Source organism: Pseudarthrobacter sp. YAF2 (genome assembly GCF_052113345.1).
Lineage (GTDB): Bacteria > Actinomycetota > Actinomycetes > Actinomycetales > Micrococcaceae > Arthrobacter.
This window is the reverse complement of the sequence record NZ_JBFRDA010000017.1, coordinates 1-23,387: the sequence shown is the minus strand read 5'-3', so window position 1 is coordinate 23,387 and position 23,387 is coordinate 1. Positions and strand designations below refer to the sequence as shown.

Annotated in this window: 21 protein-coding genes; 5 read left to right on the top strand and 16 right to left on the bottom strand. The window is 67.5% G+C overall.

Annotated features, from left to right (window positions below; all coding sequences use genetic code 11):
- Positions 1-15: 15 nt before the first annotated feature.
- From AB4Y79_RS17135 to AB4Y79_RS17085, 11 genes are all read right to left on the bottom strand, one after another.
- Positions 16-1,572, bottom strand: a complete 1,557-nt coding sequence (locus AB4Y79_RS17135) for an ABC transporter ATP-binding protein (protein WP_441864437.1) — start codon at positions 1,570-1,572, stop codon at positions 16-18.
- A 7-nt stretch (positions 1,573-1,579) separates the two neighbouring features.
- Positions 1,580-2,368, bottom strand: coding sequence for an energy-coupling factor transporter transmembrane component T (locus tag AB4Y79_RS17130; RefSeq protein WP_441864268.1), 789 nt, complete (start codon positions 2,366-2,368; stop codon positions 1,580-1,582).
- A 10-nt stretch (positions 2,369-2,378) separates the two neighbouring features.
- On the bottom strand, positions 2,379-3,230 hold the full coding sequence (locus AB4Y79_RS17125) for an ECF transporter S component (protein WP_441864266.1): 852 nt from the start codon (positions 3,228-3,230) through the stop codon (positions 2,379-2,381).
- A gap of 197 nt (positions 3,231-3,427) precedes the next feature.
- Complete coding sequence (locus AB4Y79_RS17120; RefSeq protein WP_441864264.1) at positions 3,428-4,453, bottom strand: nucleoside hydrolase; 1,026 nt, start codon at positions 4,451-4,453, stop codon at positions 3,428-3,430.
- A 38-nt stretch (positions 4,454-4,491) separates the two neighbouring features.
- The gene (locus tag AB4Y79_RS17115; protein WP_441864261.1) at positions 4,492-5,469 is read right to left on the bottom strand and encodes an aldo/keto reductase; all 978 of its coding nucleotides are present in this window, start codon (positions 5,467-5,469) and stop codon (positions 4,492-4,494) included.
- Between the two features lie 9 nt (positions 5,470-5,478).
- Positions 5,479-6,039 (bottom strand): hypothetical protein, encoded by a 561-nt coding sequence (locus AB4Y79_RS17110; protein WP_308931279.1) that lies wholly within the window; start codon positions 6,037-6,039, stop codon positions 5,479-5,481.
- Positions 6,036-6,653: a DUF402 domain-containing protein gene (locus tag AB4Y79_RS17105; protein ID WP_308931280.1), complete on the bottom strand. Its 618-nt coding sequence runs from the start codon at positions 6,651-6,653 to the stop codon at positions 6,036-6,038. The genes AB4Y79_RS17110 and AB4Y79_RS17105 overlap by 4 nt, the downstream gene beginning before the upstream one ends.
- A complete protein-coding gene (gene dxs, locus AB4Y79_RS17100) occupies positions 6,650-8,623 on the bottom strand; it encodes a 1-deoxy-D-xylulose-5-phosphate synthase (protein ID WP_441864257.1) in 1,974 nt (657 codons plus the stop codon). The genes AB4Y79_RS17105 and dxs overlap by 4 nt, the downstream gene beginning before the upstream one ends.
- Positions 8,624-8,753: 130 nt before the next feature.
- Complete coding sequence (locus AB4Y79_RS17095; protein ID WP_441864255.1) at positions 8,754-11,567, bottom strand: aconitate hydratase; 2,814 nt, start codon at positions 11,565-11,567, stop codon at positions 8,754-8,756.
- A gap of 165 nt (positions 11,568-11,732) precedes the next feature.
- Positions 11,733-13,121 (bottom strand): class I SAM-dependent RNA methyltransferase, encoded by a 1,389-nt coding sequence (locus tag AB4Y79_RS17090; RefSeq protein ID WP_441864253.1) that lies wholly within the window; start codon positions 13,119-13,121, stop codon positions 11,733-11,735.
- Positions 13,118-15,094, bottom strand: coding sequence for an APC family permease (locus tag AB4Y79_RS17085; protein ID WP_441864250.1), 1,977 nt, complete (start codon positions 15,092-15,094; stop codon positions 13,118-13,120). Before AB4Y79_RS17085 ends, AB4Y79_RS17090 begins: the two co-directional genes overlap by 4 nt.
- Positions 15,095-15,212: 118 nt before the next feature.
- Here AB4Y79_RS17085 and AB4Y79_RS17080 point away from each other — a divergent pair, with 118 nt between their 5' ends.
- Both AB4Y79_RS17080 and AB4Y79_RS17075 read left to right on the top strand, forming a co-directional pair.
- Entirely contained in the window at positions 15,213-15,887 is a 675-nt protein-coding gene (locus AB4Y79_RS17080; RefSeq protein WP_441864248.1) for a potassium channel family protein, read from the top strand.
- Positions 15,884-16,639: a potassium channel family protein gene (locus tag AB4Y79_RS17075; RefSeq protein WP_441864246.1), complete on the top strand. Its 756-nt coding sequence runs from the start codon at positions 15,884-15,886 to the stop codon at positions 16,637-16,639. The genes AB4Y79_RS17080 and AB4Y79_RS17075 overlap by 4 nt, the downstream gene beginning before the upstream one ends.
- A gap of 45 nt (positions 16,640-16,684) precedes the next feature.
- On the opposite strand, the gene AB4Y79_RS17070 is transcribed toward AB4Y79_RS17075, so the two are convergent.
- The 4 genes from AB4Y79_RS17070 to dut all read right to left on the bottom strand — a co-directional run bounded on the left by AB4Y79_RS17070 (position 16,685) and on the right by dut (position 19,165).
- Positions 16,685-17,476 carry a DUF3159 domain-containing protein gene (locus AB4Y79_RS17070; protein WP_441864244.1) on the bottom strand — a complete coding sequence of 264 codons (792 nt, stop codon included), beginning with the start codon at positions 17,474-17,476 and terminating at the stop codon, positions 16,685-16,687.
- The gene (locus tag AB4Y79_RS17065) at positions 17,473-17,856 is read right to left on the bottom strand and encodes a hypothetical protein (protein WP_441864242.1); all 384 of its coding nucleotides are present in this window, start codon (positions 17,854-17,856) and stop codon (positions 17,473-17,475) included. Before AB4Y79_RS17065 ends, AB4Y79_RS17070 begins: the two co-directional genes overlap by 4 nt.
- Positions 17,828-18,541 (bottom strand): DUF3710 domain-containing protein, encoded by a 714-nt coding sequence (locus tag AB4Y79_RS17060; protein WP_441864240.1) that lies wholly within the window; start codon positions 18,539-18,541, stop codon positions 17,828-17,830. Before AB4Y79_RS17060 ends, AB4Y79_RS17065 begins: the two co-directional genes overlap by 29 nt.
- Positions 18,542-18,646: 105 nt before the next feature.
- The gene (gene dut, locus AB4Y79_RS17055) at positions 18,647-19,165 is read right to left on the bottom strand and encodes a dUTP diphosphatase (protein ID WP_441864238.1); all 519 of its coding nucleotides are present in this window, start codon (positions 19,163-19,165) and stop codon (positions 18,647-18,649) included.
- 103 nt (positions 19,166-19,268) lie between these two features.
- Here dut and AB4Y79_RS17050 point away from each other — a divergent pair, with 103 nt between their 5' ends.
- From AB4Y79_RS17050 to AB4Y79_RS17040, 3 genes are all read left to right on the top strand, one after another.
- Positions 19,269-19,757 (top strand): DUF3093 domain-containing protein, encoded by a 489-nt coding sequence (locus tag AB4Y79_RS17050; RefSeq protein ID WP_441864236.1) that lies wholly within the window; start codon positions 19,269-19,271, stop codon positions 19,755-19,757.
- Positions 19,758-19,952: 195 nt separating this feature from the next.
- Positions 19,953-21,266 carry a septation protein SepH gene (gene sepH, locus AB4Y79_RS17045; protein WP_441864234.1) on the top strand — a complete coding sequence of 438 codons (1,314 nt, stop codon included), beginning with the start codon at positions 19,953-19,955 and terminating at the stop codon, positions 21,264-21,266.
- Between the two features lie 114 nt (positions 21,267-21,380).
- The gene (locus AB4Y79_RS17040) at positions 21,381-21,968 is read left to right on the top strand and encodes a dihydrofolate reductase family protein (protein ID WP_441864232.1); all 588 of its coding nucleotides are present in this window, start codon (positions 21,381-21,383) and stop codon (positions 21,966-21,968) included.
- Between the two features lie 83 nt (positions 21,969-22,051).
- Here AB4Y79_RS17040 and AB4Y79_RS17035 read toward each other — a convergent pair.
- Positions 22,052-23,387 (bottom strand): DUF222 domain-containing protein (locus AB4Y79_RS17035; RefSeq protein WP_441864229.1); only part of this gene is annotated, 1,336 nt, incomplete at its 5' end.

Sequence of the window (23,387 nt, the reverse complement as noted above, 5' to 3'; positions counted from 1 at the left end):
TCCTGGGCGGGCTGGTCAGGCAGGGACGAGCCGGCCGGCGTCGAGCGCCACGATGCGGTGCGCCGCCGAGCGTGCGTAGCCCAGGTCATGGGTGACCAGCACGACGGCGGCGCCTTCCGCGGCTGCCAGGCGGACGGCTGCGTCCAGCAGGGCCAGTCCGTCGCCGTCCAGCGCCACGGTGGGTTCGTCCAGCGCCAGGACGGCCGGCTTCCGCGCCAGGACCGTGGCCAGTGCCAGGAGCCGCTGGGCTGACGCGGGCAGCTCGGCGGGGTGTTCGTGGGCGGCGTCCGCCAGTCCGACTGCCTCCAGCGCCGCCGCGGCACGTTGGGCAGCCAGGGCGGGGCCGACCAGCCGGGCAAGGCCAAAGCTGACCTCCCGCAGGGCGGACCGTTCGAAGAGTTGGTCGCGGGGCTGCTGGAACAACAGGCCCACCGAAGCCGCCGTCCGCCCGACGGGTACGCCCGAGATGTCGGTGCCCCGGACATACACAGCCCCCGCGGCGGGGCGGAGCAGCCCGTTGAAATGCCGCAGGAGCGTGGACTTGCCTGCCCCGTTGGGCCCGGTGATGGCGACGATTTCCCCGGGGTGGGCGGCCAGGTGGACATCCCGCAGCACCACCGCAGGGCCGCCGGGCTCCCCCGCTTGAGCGGCCTTCCGCCGCCTCCTGCCGGCTCCCGGTACGGCCGGGTACGCGAAGGCAACATCCCGCAGCTGCAATGCCGGGGTACCCGTCTGTGGCACCACGGGCCGGGGCCCGGCAACCGCGGCGGCCGGGGCGGCGGGGCGCCGGATGGCTGGCGGCAACACCCCCGAACCTGCCCTCATGACGTCGGGCGGTCCGCTGCCGGTGACGGTCCCCCCGGACAGCACCACCCACGTGCCGGCCTCCAGGAGCAGTGGATCGATGGCCTGGCTTAGGATGACGACGGCGGTCCCGCGCGCCAGGAGGTCCCGCACCACGGCCGCGAGCCCGTCGACGCCGGCCGCGTCAAGGGAAGCGAAAGGCTCATCCATGACCAGCACCGGCGGCCCTGTGATGATGGCGCAGCCGATCGCCAGCCGGCGGAGCTGGCCGCCCGAGAGCCGGGCAGGGTCCTGCCCCAGCTGATCCTGCAGGCCCAGAAGAGCGGCGGTGCGCTCCACTGCGGCCCTCATGGCGGCACGATCCATCCCGGAGTTCTCCAGGCCGAACGCGAGTTCCTCGGCCACGGTGGAGCGGACGGTCGACAGGACCGTGGCAGGATCCTGGGGCACGAAGCCCACATGCCGGCCCCACTGGGCGGGATCGATCCGGGGATCTTCCGGACCGCCGTCGAAATCAAGCCGGGAGCCGGACAGCTCCAGGAAGCCGGCCAGCACTCCGTGGCTGCCCGGCGGCAACCACGCCGCCAGCAGGCGGCCCAGGGTGGACTTGCCGCTGCCGGACGCACCCAGGATCGCCGTGAAGGAGCCTGCCGCGAAGGAAACCGCGACGTCGCGCAGGGCAGCTCTTTCGTCGTCGTGGAACGTATAGGACCGGATGCCGGCGGCCAGGACCGGGCGGTTGCCGCGAATGGCGGTATCGGCATCCATCAGGCGCTCAGGCACCGGCACCTGCCTGTACCAGCCGCAGCGCCACTGCAGCGGCGGCCAACAGCACCAGGACGGCGCGTGCTGTGCGCTGCAGCCGGGAGTCGGGCACTTCCCGGTAGCTGGTCCGGGGTCCGGTGTTGCTGAGTCCCCGTGCTTCCAGGGCCGCGGACCGGGTGCCGGCATCCTCCACCAGGGACAGGACCAGGGGAACCGCCTGGAGCCGGAACGCTGCCAGCCTGGACATCAGGCCGCGCGTGACCACCAGTCCCCGTGACTCCTGGGCTTGGCGGATCCGCCGTGCCCGGGCGCTGATGGCGGGCAGGAGGGTGAGGGTGGAGGCCAGGACGAAGGCGAACCGGCCCTGCACGCCGCGGGCGGACAATGCCGCCACGAGGTCCGGGAGGCTGACGCTGAAGGAGAAAACCAGCAAGGCCAAGACCACGGCGCCCAGCTGCAGGATTCGCCGCCCGGCGAACCCCAGGCCTTCTGCCGTGACCCGGGCGGGCCCCCATTCGGCCAGGACGGTCGATCCCTCGGGGAAGAACAACCCGTGCAGCATCAGTAATGACAGGCCGAGCGGGACCAGGATTGCGGCGGCGGCAGCCAGCACGCGCCGGGCGGTGCCGCCCGCTGCCGACAGGCCCAGGGAAGCGGCAACGACGGCGAGCGAGAGCGGCCAGCTGCCGGCCGCCGTCGTGATCACCGCCGTACTCCCGGCAGCAGCAAGCAAGGTCAGCGGATTCAGGCGCAGCGGCCTGCCCGGCCCTGCGGCACTGCTGTCGGGGGATGCGGTCACAGCGTTGGGGTCAGTTGTCCCTGTTGGCGCCCTGCGCCGGTGATTCAGCGGCCACGGCGGGCGCCTTGCCTGCCAGGACCCGATGACGGCGCAGGAAGGGAAACTGCTGCCGGCCCCTGCGCGGCAGGGCGTAGACGAGGATAGCCACGATGGTGAATACGATGGCCTTGTCCATGGGGTCGGAGATCAGTGCCTGCTTGGTGATGGCCGCCAGGAGGGTATCGCCCATGGCACGGAAGGCGCTGACGATCGCACCGGTGGCCACGCCCGAGGTTCCGCCGAAGACGAACGCGGCCACCGGGGCAGACACCACGCCGGCGATGATGCCGGTGACGAACCCGGCCACCGGGGCGAGGTAGAAGCGGCGGAAGAGGCCGTAGCGGGCGGCGAGGCCGGCCAGGCAGCCGATGAGGGCGGCGCCAGCCGCGAAAGGCAGCACCGTGGGGTTGAAGAAGGACCAGACGATGCTGCTGAGTGCGCCGGTGGCAGCGCCCGCGGCGGGTCCGGCCAGGACGGCGATCAGCACGGTACCGATGGCGTCGAGGTAGAACGGCACCAGGGTGCTGCCGACGAACTGGCCCAGCACGATGTTCAGGACCAGTGCCACCGGGATCAGCACCAGCGTGGACGCCGGAAGCGTGGGCAGGACGGCGACGATCAACAGGACCGCTCCTGCCAGGAAGCCGGAGAGCGCGATCAGGGCCGAGGCACTGCCCGGGCCCCCGGTGATGTCGGCGGGCTGGTTCAGGACCAGGTAGGCGTAGGTTGCGGCGATGGCCACGGCGCCGAGGATCTCCAGCAGCCGGCGGCGGCGGGCTGCCGGGCGTTCCTGGGACGGAAGCGTCAGGGAGGGCGATGACATGGGGGATGTTCCTTCGGGTGCGGGCAGTGGCCCGGCAAAACCGGGCTGGGGTGGGGCTGCCTATGTCACCTCGGCAGCTGCCGGCGGCAACTGCGCCGGGCCGGTCCGTGGCCCATTCTACCGGGCGTTTTCGGTCCGGGGCCCGGCAATGGTCCGGTAATCCGGGACGGCTTGGACGGGCCGTGCAAGGTTGGCGCCTATCCCACCCGCCGGGCCAGTCCGCCGATGGCGGATACCAGCTCGCGGAACGCCTGCTCCGGGTTGTTGCCGGAGACAATCCTGGCGTTTGGAGGCGCACCCCAGAGCCCGCGGTAATCAGCCACCGTGGTTCCCATCAGCAAGGGTGAGCCGGTTTCGACGTCCACCGTGGCGGGGCGGGCATCGTACTCGAGTGTGCCGGCGGCAACTCCGGCGGCGAAGAAGTCATGGACGTGCGCCAGGTATCCCTGGTCGTACTGCCGGTGGAACTCGAAGTAGAACCGCAGCGCGTCCGAGAGGTGCCGGATGATGCCGTTGTCCGACGTGCTGCGCTGGCCCTCGGGCTGGTCCGGCAGGACCAGTTCCGGGACGGCGGCGCCGGCGGCCTCGGCGAGCTGCCGGACGTGCTCCGGGCGCATCTCCATCCGCTCGGTGGTGTCCAGCGAACAGACCACTGGCAGCTTCGCCAGGGGCTTGCCGCGGTACGCGGCGTACACCTCTTTGGCCGCGTGCGGGTCCACGTGTGTGTTCCACTCGGCCGTGGGGGTGGTGTTTCCCTGGTGGTAGAAGCTCCCGCCCATGATTACCACGCCGGCCAGGAGGTCCGGCAGGTCGGGCTCCTGGCGGAGGGCCAGGGCAAAGTTGGTCAGCGGCGCCGTGATCAGGGCGGTGAGCTCCCCCGGCCTGGCGCGGGCGTGTTCGAGCCAAAGGTCGACGGCGTTCCGCGCCGAAACCTGCCCGGCCGGTCCGGGCAGCACGGCGTAGCCGATCCCCTGCGGACCGTGGGTTTCGGGTGTGGTGGTGAGCGGGATGGACAGCGGCCCGCGCGCCCCGATGGCCACCTCGACGCCCGGCCGGCCGCACAGTTCCAGCAGTGCCAGGGTATTCCGGGCCACCTGGTCCGCGTCCACGTTTCCGGGTGTTGCGGTGACGGACACGAATTCCGTCTCCGGCAGCGCGGCGAGGTAGGCCAGGGCCAGGGCGTCGTCGATGCCGGTATCGACGTCCAGCAGGTAGGAGGTCACAGTCGCAGTATTTCCGGTGCTCTTGGGTTTCCGGTGTCCTAGAAGAGGGCCACCTTGGGAACGGCGGGGAAGATGGCATCGAGCTCAGCGAGGTCTTCCGGAGATGGCTGCCAGTCGGCGGCCGAGGCGTTCTGGCGGACCTGCTCCGGTTTGGTGGCGCCCGCGATGACGCTGGCCACGGACGGCTGCGCGGCAAGCCAGGAGAACGCCACCTCCACCTCGGTCAGGCCACGTTCCTTGGCGAAGAGGCTGAACCTGCCCAGCTGGTCCCAGTCGGCGTCCTGCACCATATTGGTGCGTGTGTGGCTGAGACGGGAACCGTCCGGAGCGTGGCCCGGCGCGTACTTGCCGGTCAGCAGCCCGTTGGCCAGCGGGAAGTAGGGCAGGACGCCCAGGCCGAGGGCTTCGGCGGCAGGCGTGACTTCCTGCTCGGCCCGGCGGTCCAGGAGGTTGTAGTGGTTCTGGGTGGAAACGAAGCGTGCGCCGCCGAGTTCGCGGGCCACATACTCGGCCTGGGCGATCTGCCAGCCGGCCCGGTTGGAGTGGCCGATGTACCGGACCTTGCCGCTGCGGACCAGGTCGTCCAGCGCGGCGAGGGTCTCCTCGATGGGTGTCAGTGGATCCGGGGTGTGGAACTGGTAGAGGTCGATCCAGTCGGTGCCAAGCCGGCGCAGTGATGCTTCGACGGACTGGATGATGTAGCGGCGGGAGCCCCGGGCACCGAAGTCGGGGCCGTTCGCGCCCTGGGCGTCCATTCCGAACTTGGTGGCCACCACGGCCTGGTCCCGCCGGTTTCCGAGTGCCTTGCCCAGCATGGTCTCGCTCAGTCCCGGTTCGCGGCCGTAGTTGTCCGCAACATCGAACAACGTGATCCCGGCCTCCAGTGCGGCGGACACGACGGCGTCGGTGCCTTCCTGCGACTCGGTGCTGGTGTTGGCGCGGCCCAGGTTGTTGCATCCGAGGCCTACCGTGGAGACGGTGAGGCCTGATTGTCCAACGCGGCGGTAACTGGTCAAGGACGACTCCTAAAGGCTGAAGCTGTTGGCGGGCTTGGCTGAGTGCTTGAGTTTGAAGTGGTCGGCTTCGCTGTACGGGGCTGCACCGATGCTGAGCTTGGTGAAGTCCAGGTCCTCGCCGCGGGCGCACACCTTGATGGCGTTGACGGCCTTGTTCACATCCGGGCAGAGGCAGAAGATGTTGAGTTTGTAATCCGTGAACTCAGACCGCTCCACGGTTCCGAGTCCCCGCCAGGCAAGGTGGCTGATGAGGGCATCCTTGGCTTTCTGCTCCAGGTAGCGGTCCCGTTCCGTGCCTTCCCTGGTCTTGAGGGCGAACTGGGCCACCACCCAGAACTGCTCCTCGTTGGGGATCTCGGCGTAGCCGTCCTCCTCGCACTGGGCTGCGAAGGCGTCCAGCAGGCCACCTGCAGCGTCAGCGTCGGGGACGTCGGTTTCCTCTGTCTTGCTCTGGTGCCCCACGGCACCGAAGTTCATGACGAACTGGGAGTACTCCTCATCGAACCAGGCTTCCCGGAAGTGGAGGGTTCCCTCGTCGTCGCGCTTGTAGACCCTGACAATGCCGCTCATATGCGTCCCTTTGCAAACCATTCAACGTCGGTACCGTCGAAAGGCGCCTGCTGCGCCTTCACGGCATGGAAAAGTTCGTCCGCGGCCGCCTGGATATCCTCGATCAGCCGCTGGGGGTAGCGCATGGACACGCTGTGCTCGGCGAATTCGTCCTGGTCATCGATGAAGACGCCGCGCGATTCGGTGCGGATGACGTCCAGGTCCATGTCGATCACATGCAACTCGGTTACGGCAGGCCGGATGTCCGTCCATTCATGGCCCACGGCGAGGTCGATGTAGAGCCGCACGCCGGCAGGATGGGCAGAATCGTAGAACGTGGCCACCCAGTCGCCTTGGCGCGGTACCAGGAGCACGGCGTCGGAGCGCGTGTAGAACGCGGCGCCGGGGCGTGAACAAAACTCGTTGGTGCCCTGGAAGATCCACCATCCGTGCTCGTCTTCGCCAAGGTACCGCCCGGGGACCACCCAGTGTGCCTTGCCGTTCCATTTCCGGTTGCGGGATACCACCAGCTGGCCGGGTTGCAGGTTGCCGGGGACGCGTGTGGTGGTGGTATGCAAAACCGGCCCCGACTCCCCCACGGCGCCGGGGTACTTCAGTGCGTCCTCGTCCCTCACAGGATCGGGAGGCTGCCAGTGGTGGGGTGCTGCTGCCCCGGCAGGGGACGCGCGAACGGTACCTTTGTTCCCAAAACCTGCGCGACGACGTCGTGCGTGATCTGCTGGGCGGTGAGCCCCACGCGCTCCATGACCTGGGCGCGGGTGCCGTGGTCGAGGAACTCAACGGGCAGGCCCACCTCGTTCAGTGCGGTGTCCACCCCCGCAGCGCGCATTTCCTGGCGGATGCGCGAGCCGACGCCGCCGGCCCGGACGCCGTCTTCGATGCAGACCACCAGGCGGTGGTGCGAAGCCAGCGCGATGATGGAGCGGCGGACCGGGAGCACCCAGCGCGGATCAACCACCGTGCTGCTGATGCCCTGGGCGCCAAGCCGGTTTGCGACATCGAGGGCGAGCTCGGACATGGCACCGACGCTGACGATCAGGACATCGTTCTCGGTGGAGCCGGAGGGGCGGCGGGCCAGGATGTCCACGCCGTCGCTGAGCCGTTCGAGGGCATCCACCTCGGGGCCCACGGATCCCTTGGAGAAGCGGACCACGCTGGGCGCGTCGCTGATGGCTACCGCTTCCCGCAGTTCCTCCCGGAGGCGGCTGGCGTCGCGCGGTGCGGCCAGGTGCAGGCCGGGAACGATCTGGACCATGGCCATGTCCCACATGCCGTGGTGGCTGGCGCCGTCCGGGCCGGTGACACCGGCACGGTCCAGCACGATGGTGACCCCGGCCTTGTGGAGGGCGACGTCCATCAGCAGCTGGTCGAAGGCCCGGTTCAGGAAGGTGGCGTAGACGGCGACGACGGGGTGGAGCCCGCCGAAAGCCATCCCGGCGGCAGCGGTGAGGGCATGCTGCTCGGCGATGCCGACATCGACGACGCGCGTCGGGTGCTTGGCGGCGAACTTGTGCAACCCCACCGGGATCAGCATGGCGCCGGTGATGCCGACGATGTCCTCGCGTTCGTCGGCGATGGCGGCGATCTCGTCGGCGAAGACGGAGGTCCAGGACTGGGCGCCGCCGGTGCCCGTTGGTTCGCCGGTTTCCGGATCGATGATGCCTACCGCGTGGAACTGGTCCGCTTCATGGGCGCGGGCGGGGGCGTAGCCATGTCCCTTTTCGGTCATGGCGTGGACGATGACGGGGCCGCCGTAGTTCCGGGCGGTGGAGAGCGCATGCTCCATGGCCTGGAGGTTGTGGCCGTCCACCGGACCGATGTACTTCATGCCGAGGTCCTCGAACATGCCCTGCGGAGCCCACCAGTCCTTGATGCCCTTTTTCATGGCGTGCAGGCTCTTGTAGGTGAACTGGCCTGCGGGGCCGCCGTTTTGGAGCTTCTTCTTCCACCAGTCCAGCGCGCCCTCATAGGCGGGGGCGGCGCGGAAGGAGTCAATGGTGGGGCGCAGGGACGCGAGGTAGTCGGCAAAACCGCCCACGGTCGGGGCGTAGGAACGCCCATTGTCGTTGACGACAATGACCACCCGGCGCTTCTTGTCTGCCGCGATGTTGTTGATGGCCTCCCAGGCCATGCCACCGGTCAGGGCGCCGTCGCCCACGATGGCCACCACGTGGCGGTCGCCTTCGCCGGTGAGCTGGCGGGCCCGGGAGATGCCGTCCGCCCAGGACAGGGAGGAGGATGCGTGCGAGCTTTCCACAATGTCGTGTTCGGACTCAGCACGTGAGGGGTAGCCGGAAAGGCCGCCTTCCTGGCGAAGGGTGCTGAAGTCCTGCCGCCCGGTGAGGAGTTTATGGACGTATGACTGGTGGCCCGTGTCGAAGACGATGCTGTCGCGGGGGGATTCGAAGATGCGGTGTACGGCCAGCGTCAGTTCCACGACGCCGAGGTTGGGTCCGAGGTGGCCGCCCGTCTGGGAGACGTTCGTGATCAGGAATTCCCTGATCTCCGAAGCCAGCTGCTCCAGCTGTTCCTCGGTCAACTCGTTCAGGTCCTGCGGATTCCGGATGGTGTCCAAGATTCCCAATGACCCCTCCTTCGGGTGGTAGACGTGCCGTTTAACTCTAACGCCTTGGCTTGGTTGCAAAGCCGAAGCCCCGGCTGGTCGGTGACCGGCCGGGGCTTCGGGGAGGATGCTGACTGCGCAGCAGTTCCCGCTAGTTCGCGGAGATCTGGCGCAGCACGTACTGCAGGATGCCGCCGTTGCGGTAGTAGTCGGCTTCACCCGGGGTATCGATGCGCAGGACCGCGTCGAAGGAGGTGGTGCTGCCGTCTTCGGCCGTCGCGGTGACCTTGAGGGTCTTCGGCGTGGTGCCCTCGTTCAGGGCGGTGACGCCCTCAACGGCGAAGGTTTCCGTGCCGGTCAGCCCCAGGCTGGCGGCGTTCTGTCCGGCCGGGTACTGCAGCGGCAGGACGCCCATGCCGATCAGGTTGGAGCGGTGGATGCGCTCGTAGCTTTCGGCGATGACAGCCTTGACACCCAGCAGCGCGGTGCCCTTGGCGGCCCAGTCACGGGACGAGCCCGAGCCGTACTCCTTGCCCGCCAGGATGACCAGCGGGGTGCCGGCGGCCTGGTAGTTCTGCGCGGCATCGTAAACATAGGCCTGGGGACCGTCTGCCTGCGTGAAGTCGCGGGTGAAACCACCCTCGACGCCGTCCAGCAGCTGGTTCTTGATCCGGATGTTGGCGAACGTGCCGCGGATCATGACCTCATGGTTGCCACGGCGTGAGCCGTAGGAGTTGAAGTCCTTGCGCTCCACGCCGTTGGCCAGCAGGTACTGGCCGGCCGGGGTGTCGGACTTGAAGGAACCGGCCGGGGAGATGTGGTCGGTGGTGACGGAGTCGCCGAGCTTCAGCAGTACGCGCGCACCGGCGATGTCCTTGACCGGCTCCGGCTGTGCCTGCATGCCCTCGAAGTACGGGGGCTTCCGGACGTAGGTGGACTTCTCGTCCCAGGCGAAGGTGTCGCCGGCGGGGGTGTCGAGGGCCTTCCAGCGGTCATCGCCGTCGAAGACGCCCTCGTAGCCGCGGGCGAACATGCCCTTGTCGATCGAGGAATCGATGACCTGCTGGACCTCGACCGGGTTCGGCCAGATGTCCTTGAGGAAGATGTCGTTGCCGGCTTCGTCCTGGCCCAGGGCATCGTTTTCGAAGTCGAAGTCCATGGTTCCGGCCAGGGCGTACGCGATGACCAGCGGCGGGGAGGCCAGGTAGTTCATCTTGACGTCCGGGTTGATCCGGCCTTCGAAGTTGCGGTTGCCGGAAAGCACGGCCGTGACGGAAAGGTCGTTGGCCTGGATGGCCTCGGAGATCTCGGCGTCGAGCGGGCCGGAGTTACCGATGCAGGTGGCGCAACCGTAGCCGACGATGTAGAAGCCGAGCTTCTCCAGGTACGGGGTCAGGCCCGACTTGTTGTAGTAGTCGGTGACGACCTTCGAGCCCGGGGCCACGGAGGTCTTGACCCACGGCTTCGAGGTGAGGCCCTTGTCCACGGCGTTGCGGGCCAGCAGTGCGGCAGCCAGCATCACGGAGGGGTTGGACGTGTTGGTGCAGGAGGTGATCGAGGCGATCGACACGGCACCGTGGTCCAGTTCGAATTCACGGCCGTCGGCGGTCTTGACGGCCACCTTCTGGGACGGGCGTCCGTTGGACTTGGGACCGTGGGCGTGCGGGGCCTGCTCCGTGAGGTGGGTCGCCGAGGCGGTGAACGACGGTGAGTCCGATGCCGGGAAGCTCTCGTCGATCGCTTCGTCCAGGCTGCCGTCGGCGAGGTCAACCTTGACGTAGTTGCGGAGGTCCTCGCGGAACTGGGCCTTGGATTCGGTGAGGATGATGCGGTCCTGCGGGCGCTTCGGGCCGGAAATCGACGGGACAACCGTCGACAGGTCCAGCTCGAGGTACTCGGAGAACTTGATCTCGCGGGAGGGGTCGTGCCAGAGGCCCTGTTCCTTCGCGTACGCCTCGACCAGGGCGACGTTCTCGTCGGACCGGCCGGTGAGGCGCAGGTAGTCGAGGGTGACGTCGTCGATCGGGAACATGGCGGCGGTGGAACCGAACTCGGGGCTCATGTTGCCGATGGTGGCGCGGTTGGCCAGCGGCACGGCCGCGACGCCTTCGCCGTAGAACTCGACGAACTTGCCCACCACTCCGTGCTGGCGCAGCTGCTCGGTGATGGTGAGCACGACGTCGGTGGCTGTGGCGCCGGCCGGGATGGACCCGGTCAGCTTGAAGCCGACGACACGCGGGATCAGCATGGAGACGGGCTGGCCCAGCATGGCAGCCTCTGCTTCGATGCCGCCGACGCCCCAACCGAGCACACCCAGGCCGTTGACCATGGTGGTGTGCGAGTCGGTGCCGACGCAGGTGTCAGGGTAGGCGCGCAGCGAACCGTCAACCTCGCGGGTCATGACCGTGCGGGCCAGGTATTCGATGTTGACCTGGTGCACGATGCCGGTTCCAGGCGGGACAACCTTGAAGTCGTCGAACGCGGTCTGGCCCCACCGGAGGAACTGGTACCGCTCTCCGTTGCGCTGGTACTCGATCTCCATGTTGCGCTCCAGTGCGCCGGAGTTGCCGAAGGCGTCGATCTGCACGGAGTGGTCGATCACCATTTCCGCCGGTGCCAGCGGGTTGACCCGCTTGGGGTCTCCGCCGAGTTCCTTAACGGCCTCACGCATGGTGGCGAGGTCCACAACACAGGGCACGCCAGTGAAGTCCTGCATGATCACGCGCGCCGGCGTGAACTGGATTTCAGTGTCGGGCTCGGCGTTGGGATCCCAACCGGCCAGTGCGCGGACGTGGTCGGCCGTGATGTTCGCGCCGTCCTCGGTCCTCAACAGGTTTTCAAGCAATACCTTGAGGCTGAACGGAAGGTTTTCTGCACCTTCAACGGAGTTCAACCGGAAAATTTCATACTCGGTTCCGGCTACATTAAGTTTGCCTTTTGAACCGAAGCTGTCCACAGTGCTCATCGCAGGACTCCTCTCGCAACAGTTTCATCTTTGTCGCGCGGTTGACCGCCTGCTAGTTAGGATGCCCTTAGTAGTTCGAGGGCCCGAAAATTGCACACGGCCGGCCGAGAATTCGGGCGCGACGTGGGACTACTACGGCCATCGTAGTCCAAAACCGCGGTGGCATCACGGACCGGGAGTCAGCAGCGCCACCGTCTCAAGGTGGTGGGTGTGGGGGTACAAGTCAAAGGCCCGAAGGCCGGCGAGTTCCCATCCTGAGCGGCGGAAGTAACTGAGGTCACGCGCAAACGACGCCGGATCGCACGACACGTAGGCGATGGCACGGGGCTGCGAAGCGATGAGTTGGCCGACGACGGCTTTCCCGGCACCGGCCCGCGGCGGGTCGAGGAGGAGGGCGTCGAAGTTCCGCGGTTTCTGGCGGAGCACCCGCTCCACGCGGCCTTGGACCACCTCGACCTGCGGTGCCGAGTGGAGGTTCTTGCGGGCATCACGGCTGGATCCGGGGGCGCCTTCAACCGAGAGTACGGACCCGGTCTCCCCTACGGCATCTCCCAGCACCGCGGTGAACAGGCCGGCACCGGCGTAGAGATCCGCAACCACGGCCCCGGCCTGCAGGAAGCCGCCGCCGCGGAGGAATTCTGTGACAGCGCCCACAAGTGTTTCGGGCGCGTCGCGATGGATCTGCCAGAAGCCCGCGCCGGTCACCCGGTAGTCGTGGCCTGCCGCCGATTCCTGCACCCAGGTCCGGCCCCGGACCTGGGTCACGTCGCCGCTGAGCGGATCGAATGCCGCCACGGACACATCCGCCGACAGTCCAGCAGCAATTGCGCGCAGCCGCTTGTCCTTGGTTCCGGGCGCCGGCGCCAGGAGCACCAGCGGGCGGGAACCGTTGGCCGGAGCGGCCACCTCGACGCGCTCGATGCCCTGCAGGTCCAACTCCCACAGGCGCAGGGCGTTGACGGCTTCTGTGGCCAGCGGCATGTCCCGCACCGGAACAATGTGCCCGGAACGGTGCGCATGCATCCCAAGCTTGCCGCCGGGGGTAACCGAAAAGCTTGCGCGCGTCCGCCACCCAAGGCCGGAGCCGTCGTCGTGCGCCTCCCCCACGGCTTCCACTCCGCCGGTCCAAAAGGACGGCGCGGGGTCGACGCCGGCAAGCCGGGTGAGCTGCTCGGCCAGGACGTCCGCTTTCAGTTGCCGTTGCCGGGCCAGCCTGATGTGCCCGAACTCGGCGCCGCCCACCGGCGGGTGGCCGTGGCCCCAGGCCCGGCCTGAATCGGCCAGGTGCCAGAAGTGCTCCACCCGGTCCGGGGACGCCTCGAGAATCTCAACGGCGTCCGCCCGCCAGAACTTGGCGTCGTCGCCGGCATCGGTCAGCCGGGCACGGACTTTCTCGCCGGGGATGGCGTGCCGGACAAAGACCACCCGCCCTTCGTGGCGGGCCACGCAGTGCCCGCCGTGGGCCACTGGCCCGACGTCGAGCACAGCCTCTTCGCCGGCGTGTCCGGCCTGGCCGGTTGCCGGCATTGCGGTGGGCGGGGTTCTTACGGTCACTGGACGTCCTGCAGGTTCTTGGCTTCTTCGGATGATTTGAGCTGCCAGGGAACGCTGGCCACCATGACGCCCGGCTCAAAGTGCAGCCGGGTCTTGATGCGCAAGGCAGTCTGGTTGTGCACCAGCTGTTCCCACCACTTGCCCACGACGTATTCCGGAATGTAGACCACGATGAGGTCCCGCGGGGAGTCAAGCCGCATCTGCTTGACGTAGTCCATGATGGGCGTGACCGTCTCGCGGTACGGGCTGGCAAGGACAGTCAGCGGGACAGGGATTTCGAGCTTCTCCCAGTCGGCGATGGTGTGGGCGGTCTCTTCCGGATCGATGTCCACGGTGATGGCGTCCAGCCGCGAGGGCCTGGACGCGCGGGCATAGGCCAGGGCACGCAGGACCGGCTTGCGGACGTGCGAGACCAGCAGCACGGCGTGGACCCGCGTGGGCAGGGCGCGCGGTGAGGAATCCTCGTCCACAGCAAGTTCCTTGGCCACATTGTCGTAGTGTGCCCGGATGCTCCACATGATCAGGAAGAGGATGAACATGGCCAGCAACGCGATCCAAGCGCCCTGCTGGAATTTGGTAATGAGGACGATGACCAGCACCAGGCCGGTCATGCCGAACCCGATGGTGTTGATCGTCCGGGATTTCATCATCCGGCGCCGGACGGCTTTGTCCTTGGCGAGTTTCAGTTCACGGCCCCAGTGCCTGATCATGCCGAGCTGGCTGAGGGTGAAGGAGATGAAGACGCCCACGATGTAGAGCTGGATGAGCTTGGTGACGTCGGCGTCGAAGGAGATGATCAGCACCAGGGCGCCGGCGGCAAGGGCCAGCACGCCGTTGCTGAAGGCGAGCCTGTCGCCGCGGGTCCGCAGCTGCCGTGGCAGGTAGCCGTCCTGCGCCAGGATGGACCCCAGCACCGGGAAGCCGTTGAAGGCGGTGTTGGATGCGAACACCAGGATGACGCCGGTGGCTGCCACCACGATGTAGAACGGAATGGAACCGGGGCCAAAAATCGTCTGCGCGATCTGGCTGATGGCCGGGTTCTGGATGTAGCCCTCGGGCAGCGGGCTGCCGTTGAGCAGGAATTCCCTGGCCGGGTCCAGCACGATGTGGACCTTGGTGGCGTTCGCCAGGTAGATGATGCCCGCGAGCATCGCGGCACCGATGATGCCCAGGAGCAGCAGGGTGGTGGCCGCGTTCTTGCTCTTGGGGTGCCGGAAGTTGGGAACGCCGTTGCTGATGGCTTCAACGCCGGTCAGCGCCGCGGCGCCGGAGGAAAAGGCCCTCAGGAGCAGGAAGGCGCCGGCCAGCCCCACCAGGCCCTGGTCGAAGCCCTCGGCCGGGACGATGGTGAAGGCTGCCGACGGCGCCTGCCCCAGCTGCCCGGTAGCCGCCTGGAAGATGCCCACTGCCGTCATGCCCAGGATGGAAGCCATGAAAATGTAGGTGGGGACGGCGAAGACACTGCCCGCCTCCTTGATGCCGCGCAGGTTCACCAATGCAAGGATGACGACGCCGATGGTGGCAATGATTGCCTGCTGGCCGTGCAGCGACGGGACAGCAGTGGTGAGGTACGCCGCCGCCGAGGACATGGACACGGCAACCGTCAGGACGTAGTCGACAAGGAGCGCCGAGGCCACGGTCAGGCCGGCGTACTTTCCCATGTTCACGTTGGCGATCTCGTAGTCGCCGCCACCGGAGGGGTAGGCGTGGACGTTCTGCCGGTAGGAGGCCACGACGGTGAGGAGGACCACCATCACGGCCAGGCCCACCAGGGGAGAGATCGACACTGCGCTGACACCTGCCAGGGCAAGGGTCAGCAGGATCTCGTCCGGGGCATAGGCTACGGACGACAACGCGTCCGACGCGAAGATCGGCAGTGCGATCTTTTTGGGAAGCAGGGTATGGGCCAGGCGGTCATTGCGGAAGGGCCTGCCCACCAGCACGCGTTTGACGGCGTTCAGTATTGTCAACACCCCACAAAGCTAGTCTGAATCGCGGACGATGTCATGACGGACCCGGGCCGGGCCGAACCACGGACGTGCCGGTAGAGTTCTAGCTGCACGATCGTGACGTACATACAGAGGAGATACGGTGGCGCATTTCGTGATCATGGGATGTGGCCGGGTGGGGGCAACGCTGGCGCACACGCTGGAGGATGCCGGTCATTCCGTGGCCATCATCGACCAGGACGACCGCGCGTTCCGCCGGCTCCGCCAGGGGTTCACGGGCCGGAAGGTCACCGGCGTGGGGTTCGACCGGGACACCCTCAAGCAGGCCGGAGTGGGTGAAGCCTATGCCTTCGCGGCGGTGTCCAGCGGTGACAACTCGAACATCCTGGCGACCCGCGTGGCGCGCGAGACATTCCACGTCCCGCACGTGGTGGCCCGGATCTACGACCCGGGACGTGCCGAGATCTACCAGCGCCTGGGCATTCCCACCGTGGCCGCCGTCCGCTGGAGCGCGGACCAGGTCCTGCGCCGCATCCTCCCCGAGCAGCACCTCGCCGGCGACTTCCGGGAGCCCTCCGGGCGTCTCGTCCTGGCCGAACTTGACCTGGACGGCGGCTGGATCGGGCACCGGATCAGCACCATCGAGAAGGCCGCCGGTGTCCGTGTGGCCTATCTCACCCGTTTCGGCGAAGGCCTGCTGCCCGACGCAGGAACCGCATACCAGGACGGCGATACCGTGCATGCCATGCTGCAGGTGGACCGCAGCGCCCTGATCGCCCAGATCCTCGCCAAAGCCCCCGCCAAGGAGTATCAGTGAAAGTTGTCATCGTTGGCGCCGGCAGCGTCGGTTCGTCCATCGCCCGGGAACTGCTCGCGCACAAGCACGAGATCCTCCTGATCGACCTGAAGCCGGAGGTGATCGGGCGCAGCGGCCTGCGGGGAGCCCACTGGCTGGTGGGTGACGCATGTGAGCTCTCCACGCTCCAGGGCGCCAAGGTGGAAGACGCCGACGTCGTGGTTTCCGCTACGGGTGACGACAAAGTCAACCTGGTGGTCTCGCTGCTGGCGAAGACCGAGTTCGGGGTGGGCCGCACCGTGGGGCGGGTCAACAACCCCAAGAACGACTGGATGTTCAACGACTCCTGGGGCGTGGACGTCGCCGTCAACACCCCGCAGCTGATGACCGCACTCGTGGAGGAGGCGGTGGAGATCGGCGACCTCGTCCGGCTCCTGACCCTTCAGACCGGCGTGGCCTCGCTGGTGGAGTTCACCGTGCCCCACGACTCGCACGTTATCGGCATGACCGTGGGGGACATCCATTGGCCGGAGGACGCCACCCTGGTGGCAATCCTCCGCGACCAGGCACCCATCACCCCGAGCCGGGACGACGTGATCGATGGTGGTGACGAACTCTTCTTCGTCACCACCATCGCCGCGGAGGACAAGTTGCGTGAGCTTCTCTCCTCGGCTCCCGGGAGCATCGACGTCGACGCCTCGCCGCAGCCCGCTGACCAGCCTGCCGCCAACGGATACGGGCCTGTCCCGGACGACGACGGCTTCGACGGCTAGGTTCGCCGGGCGCCGGGGGCCGGGGGTGTCAGGTGGCTTGAGCTGTCAGGCGGCGTGGCCGCCGCCGGCCTGGTCTTCGACGTCGGCCGGAGCCGGGCGGGTGACGAGCCAGGCCACCCACACCCCTAGGATGTACAGGGGCGCCCCCATGATCAGGCGCGTGGTGGCGAGTGCGGCCAGGCCGTCTGCGCCCATCAGGTACAGGGGAACCTGCACGATGAGCCGGAGCGCCAAAACCGCAACAATGACCCAGGTGCCCAGCCGGTAGGCCTTGACGCGGTCCGGATCCTTGCGCCACTCCACGCCCTCGTTGCGGATGAAACCGAAAAGGAGCCCGGCCACCGGCCATTTGACGATGATCGAAACCACCATCGCCAGGATGTAGGCGGCGTTGGTGAAGAAGCCAGGAAGGTAGAAATCCTCCGCCCTGCCGGTGGTGTTGGCCAGCCACGCTGAGATGCCGACGCCCACCACGCCCGCCAGGGCCTGGGTCAGGGGGCGCCGTTGTGCCAGCCGGGCGATGGTGAACGCGGCCGCCGACGCCAGGGCAGCGACCAGGGAGGGCGTGAGTTCCCGGGTAACGGTAAACGCCACCAGGAAGACGAGGCCGGGAACAATGCTCTCGGCAATGCCCTGGACTCCCCCTGCGCTCCGCAGGACATCCACCCGCCCGTCGTCGGTGCGGTGGAGCCCTGCCTTGGCCGCGTACTCGGCCGCCAGGCCGGCCACCTGAGACTGCCCGGCCACCGGAGACTGGGCGGCTGCCGGGGCCGCGCCCGCACCCTGTCCGCCCGGGGTGGCGCTATCGGAGGACTGTTCGGGCTGCTGCTCGGTCATTCGTTCTCCTGGCGGGACATGATCTCGTAACGGGGATTGAAGATGGTGGGCATGTCCTTGCCGCGGGCAAGCATTCCTTCGACCCGGATCTCGGCGCCCGCTTCGATGCCCGGTACCCGTCGTCGGCCCAGCCATACGATGCGAAGCCGCGCGGGTTTGCTCCTGCCAAGGCCGGGACCGGGCCGTCCGGTGCCGGTCTCGGAGACGATGGCGCTGAATTCTGCCGTCCGCTCTGCGGGCACGAAGGTCACGGATTCAATGTGTCCCTGGCACAGCACGCGGCCCTTGTCCGGCAGTTGGTTCAGCGGGGTCAGTCCACCGGACGCCTGGGCGGGTCCGCCGTTGGCGGTCTCAGCCGATTTGGGTGATTTCGGGACCACGTTCGGGTTCCTCCAAAGTGGGACCGGCGGGCGGAGGGGTAGCGGAGGCATCCTTTGGCAGCCGCAGCTGAAGGAGATCGCGCGGCGGCATGGGACTGTCACCCCTGACCACCACCACCTTCCGGAACAGGGTTTCGAGCGGTTCGGCGGCGGGGCGCTCCAGAGCTGCGGGGCCGCCGAGGACACCGCGAAGGAACCAGCGCGGACCGTCGACGCCGATGAACCGGGCGACGCGGTAGCCCTGGCTGCCGTCCGGAAGCCCGGCAGGCAGCTTGGCTACCAATTCCGTGCCAAACGCGCCTTCCACCTCTTCGACCTGGCCGCCCTGGGCACCGACCGACTGCCCGATCTGTTCGCGGATTTCATCCCAGAGCGTCTCTGTCTTGGGGGCGGCGAACGCCTGCAGCTGGAGGCTGGATCCATTCAGGTCAAGGGTCACTGCCACCACCCGCTGCGTTGCCTCTTCAACCTCAAGGCGGAGCTGGAGTCCCTCGCTGGGGGTGATCAGCAAGGCACCGAGGTCCACGAAGCCGTCACGGCTGCTCACCTCGGACTCATCGAAGGGGCCGTCCTGGCCGCGCGTGGAAGGGGCGGTCCCGCCTTCTCCGGGTTCCGCTGCCGTCAGCTCTTCGGCCGGTTGTGCCGGCTCTTCCTTCTTGGCTTTCCTGCCGAGCCCAAAGACCATGGGTGACTCCTTCGTTCTCAAAATGTGCCAGTTCTCAAAATCTGCCGGCCGGGAGCAGGTCCCGCCGTCGTGCGTGCTGGCGTGGCAGCGGTGGTGGGTGGGGGGTCAGGCTCCGGGAACGTTGAACCCGCCGGTGGAGCCGAAGCCTCCCGTACCGCGTACGGAGCCGCTCAATTCGCTGACAGGAATGAATTGGGCGTGTTCCACCCGCTGGATAACCATCTGGGCAATTCTATCGCCGCGGCGCAGCTCAATTGGCTGGGATGAGTCGGTGTTCAGCAGGGTTACCGATATCTCGCCCCGATAACCGGCATCCACCGTGCCTGGCGCATTGACGATCGTCAGGCCGTGCTTGGTGGCCAGTCCGGAGCGCGGGTGGATCAGCGCCACGAAGCCGTCGGGCAGGGCGATGGCCACACCGGTGGGGACCAGTTTGCGCTCCCCCGGCATCAGGACCACGTCTTCGCGCGCGCGAAGGTCTGCTCCGGCGTCGCCCGGGTGCGCATAGGACGGAGCTTCCAGGTCCGGATCCAGCATCTTCAACTGGACCCGCAAGGTGGGCGCGGCAGTGGCGGGGGCTGCCGCCTCCGGGACGAGGTCTACTGCGGTGGGATGTTCAGTCACAGTCACTCACTCTAACCCGCGCCCCCGCAACAGTCCCAGATGGCCGGATCCGGACCTCCGCACCCAAGATGAAATAGCGGGCCAAAGGTGGAAAGCTTGGCCTATGCCCGAATCAAGCACGCCAGAGTCCGTTCCCAGCACACCTTCGGCCGGGACCCCTGTCACGTATCAGGAGAAGCTCTGGCCCAACGCCTGGATGTGGATCATCGCAGCGGGCGTCTCCGCAGCCGGCATCCTGGTCTTCGCACCCATCAGCATGGCCGCCGGGTATACAGCCGCGGTAGTGCTCCTGGCCATCATTACCGTGCTCCTGGTCCTGTCCACTCCCACCATTACGGTTACCCGGGACGCGCTGACGGTCGGACGGGCCACCATCGAACGCCGGTTTGTCGGCAGCGTAGAGCAGTTCACGTCCGGTGAAGCCACAGCGGAGCGGGGCACAAGGCTGAACGGGCTCGCCTACCTATGCATCCGGGGCTGGATCGACCCCGTCGTGAAGATCGAAATCACCGACCCGGCCGATCGCACCCCCTACTGGCTCACCTCCACCCGGCACCCGGACAAGCTGACGGCGGCCCTGAGCAGGGGTTGAGAGCAGGTATCCGCGGCGGCAGCCCCATGACCCGCCTGCGGATGCATATCCCCGGCACCAGGCGTGAAGCCCTGGCGCCGACCCTTCAGGCCGGAATCAGGCGGAAAATCACGGCGCGCCCGGACCCTTGAGCCATTTCCGCGCCACCGGGTGGCAGAGTTTCGATTGATAGTAATGCCAGGGTGGAGGATTTGTATGCAGGATCTACGGCTTGTAGGCGTGCACGACGACGGGACGCATCTCCTGTTGAGCGGGGCCGGCGGCGAGATGTTCCAGCTGCCGATCGATGAGGCCCTCAGGACGGCCAGCCGGTCCTCGGCCAAACCGCGGGCGGAGCGGCCTGCCGTTCCGATGTCCCCCAGGGATATCCAGGCCCGGATCCGGGCCGGCGCCACCGCTGCCGACGTTGCCGAGTTATCGGGCATGCCGTTGGCCAAGGTGGAACGTTACGAAGGCCCGGTCCTTGCCGAGCGCGAATACGTTGCGCAGCAGGCGCGGAAAGTGGAAGTCGCGGCGCCCTCCCCCGGCCACGACATCTACCGCTCCGCGTTCGGCGACAACCCGGCCTCCTTGGACGACATGGTTTCCCATCGCCTCTCCGCGCACGGCATCGACCCGGCGACGGTGGAATGGGATTCGTGGCGGCGCCAGGACGGCACCTGGACAGTTTCAGCGAGCTTCGAGGCCAAACCCGGAGGGACCTCCGGCATCGGCGAGGACCCCCCCGCCCTGTGGACCTTCAGTCCCGCACGCAAGTCACTGCAGAACACCAACCGCTGGGCGCAGCAGCTTAGCGAGCTTGAGCCCCTGGACGGACCTGTTCCGGCCCGCCGCCTCACCGCAGTTTCGGACCGCCCCTTCGACTTCGAAACTGACGCGGATTCGTCCAAGGGTTCGTCCGGCGGCCAGGGCACCCCGGCGCAGGAGTCCGGCAAGGAATCCGACGGCCTCCTGGATATGCTCCGGTCACGGCGTGGCCATCGGATAGGCGTGGACGAAGATTCCGACGACGCCCTGGCACTCCTGCTCACCCATGGGGTACCGGCAGCCCATCCCCGCCCGTCCGAGGTGGTCCCGGAACACGAGACAAACGAGCCGGAACCCCAGGACGGCCAGCGCGACGCACCGGCTGCCCAGGGTGATTCGTTCATCCGTCGCAGGGACGCCAGGCCGTCCATGCTGTCCAGGCTCAGCCTTCTTCCGCCGCACCGCGATGTCCAGGACGACGCCTTGCGGCTGCACGACGGCGTCAGCACCGATACGAGGGAAATCACCATTGCGGCGTCGCCGCAGAAACCTTCCGGCGGCAGCCAGGGTGCACAAACCGGCGGCGCCGGATTGGATGAGTTGCTTGGCAGCAACCCCCGCCGTACCACTGCAAAGCAGGACGATTCTTCCCCCAGCACCGGCCAGCTTCCGGAGACTGAGGCGCCGGAACGGCCGGCAAAACCCAAGCGATCAAGCGTTCCGTCCTGGGATGAGATCGTTTTCGGAACCCGAAGCGACTAAGAGCTTCTCTCCAGGCCCCTGATGGCCGCAGGCACGTGCTAGGCTCCCCACCACACGGCCATGTTCAATAGCGCCATCACCAGGAGGTTTGCGGTGCCGGACACAACCTGCCATATGTCCATTTCACTGGACGGCTTCGTCGCCGGACCGGACCAGAGCCTCGAAAACCCGCTGGGCAAACGGGGACTTGAACTGCACGGCTGGCATATCGGCGATCCCCGGGCCACTGAAGCCAACAAGGCCGCCGCCGACTGGCTCATGCGACCCCGCGGCGCATATGTGATGGGCCGGAACATGTTCGGCCCCATCCGCGGTGAGTGGAATGAGGAATGGAACGGCTGGTGGGGTCCGGAACCGCCCTACCACGCACCGGTGTTCGTTCTGACCCACTATGAACATGCCCCGATCCAAATGGAGGGCGGGACAACCTTCCACTTCGTCACCGACGGATTCGACGCCGCCTACGCTGCCGCCTGCCAGGCCGCTGGAGACAAGGGGGTGGACATCGCCGGTGGCGCCTCGACCGTCCGCCAAGCACTGACTGCGGGCGTCGTCGACGAACTTACGCTCGACATCGCACCGGTCCTTCTTGGTTCAGGCGAGCGAATCTTCGACGGCGTCGAGTCTTTCGACTTCGAACCCTTCGAGGTGCTTCACTCTCCGCTGGCCACCCACATCCGCTACCGGCGCAGGAGCCAGTAAGAAGTCCGTCGGCGGCCAACGGCGGCCACAGCGGGTCCCCGCTGACCTGCCCGCGGTGGTACAGGATCCCCTTTGTTATCGGGTCACCCGCTGAGGTATCCAATGAGTGCATCTTCGAGGACGCTACGTTCATGGGGCATGACCAGGGCCCGTTTCAGTTGTTGGGGCCATGTTGTCGGTTCCCAGTCTTGGTGTTCGCTGGTGTAGTGGCGACCGGTAGGTGAGGTCCAACCGGGTGGTTCGGTTTTGCTCGCGGGTGTGGGTTTCCAGCCTGTGGTGTGCCGGAGGCGGTGATGTTTCGGGCAGGGTTGTCCCAGGTTGGAGATTCCGGTGGCGCCGCCGTCGGCCCAGGCAAGGATGTGGTCGGCCTCGGTGTCCAGGGAGTTGTTGCTGCAACCAGGGAACGGGCACTTGCCGTCCCGGAGCCGGAGCCAGTTCCGCATGGCCTTGCCCACCCGGTAGCTGGTCCGCCCGATCTCCAGCGGCGCCCCGTCCCGCGGATCCACGAGCACCCGGTAGAACGACCCCGCCCCCTCCGCGAGCAGCCGCCGGGCCATCGACGGCGGGATCGGCCCGTACCCGTCCAACACCGCCGGCTCATCGGTCAGACCCAACAGGGAGAACACCGGCACGGTCACCAACACCTGCGCCCGGACCGCAGCAGGCGGGACGTCGGCAGGGCTGTTGAGGCCATTGGGGCTCATGAAACTTTCGCCGCCCGGCCCCGCGTTCATCCCTTCGGTCAGTCCCGTGTTTAGCCCGGAGGTCAGAAGGGACGTGGCAAACACATCGGCCCGGAGTTGGGTGAGGGTGCGGGTCTCGCCCGGGCCTTGAAGTCCGCGGGAAACAGTGGTGAGCCGGTTCCAAACTGCTGCTCCCTGGTCTGCGGGCAGGTACGCGCCCAGCCACGCCATCCCGTCCCGGTCCGGCCGGTACTCCACCCGCCGGTCCACGACTCCCTTTGCGTGGCGTTTCTCAATCGACCCGGCATGATGGCGCTCCCGCCACGTCCGGGCCTTGGCACGGAACCGGTGCGCCGGCATCTCCCCCACCGGGCACCCCCGSRCCSSRTCCKGTGTGTCGGGGTCCAGGAAATGCGCCTCCAACGCCGCCGCCCCGGCAGSATCAAGGCCCGCGGTCTCATCAGCCAGCACCACCACATGACCCCACGACAAAGACCCGGCCTGCAACGCGKCGAAGGTCAACGGCAACGAATCAGCCAGCGCGTGGGAGGTGGWGAGGAACGAGGACGCAGCCCGCGGACCCAGCGCCAGYACGCACCCGATCTCCGCCGCGACCGCCATCTCCTGCGCCACCACCGGCACCCCCGGCCCCGCAACAACACCGGCAGCATCCGCATACCCCACCGCAGCCCTGGCTTTCAGACCAGCGACCCTGGCCTCCACCTCACGGACACCG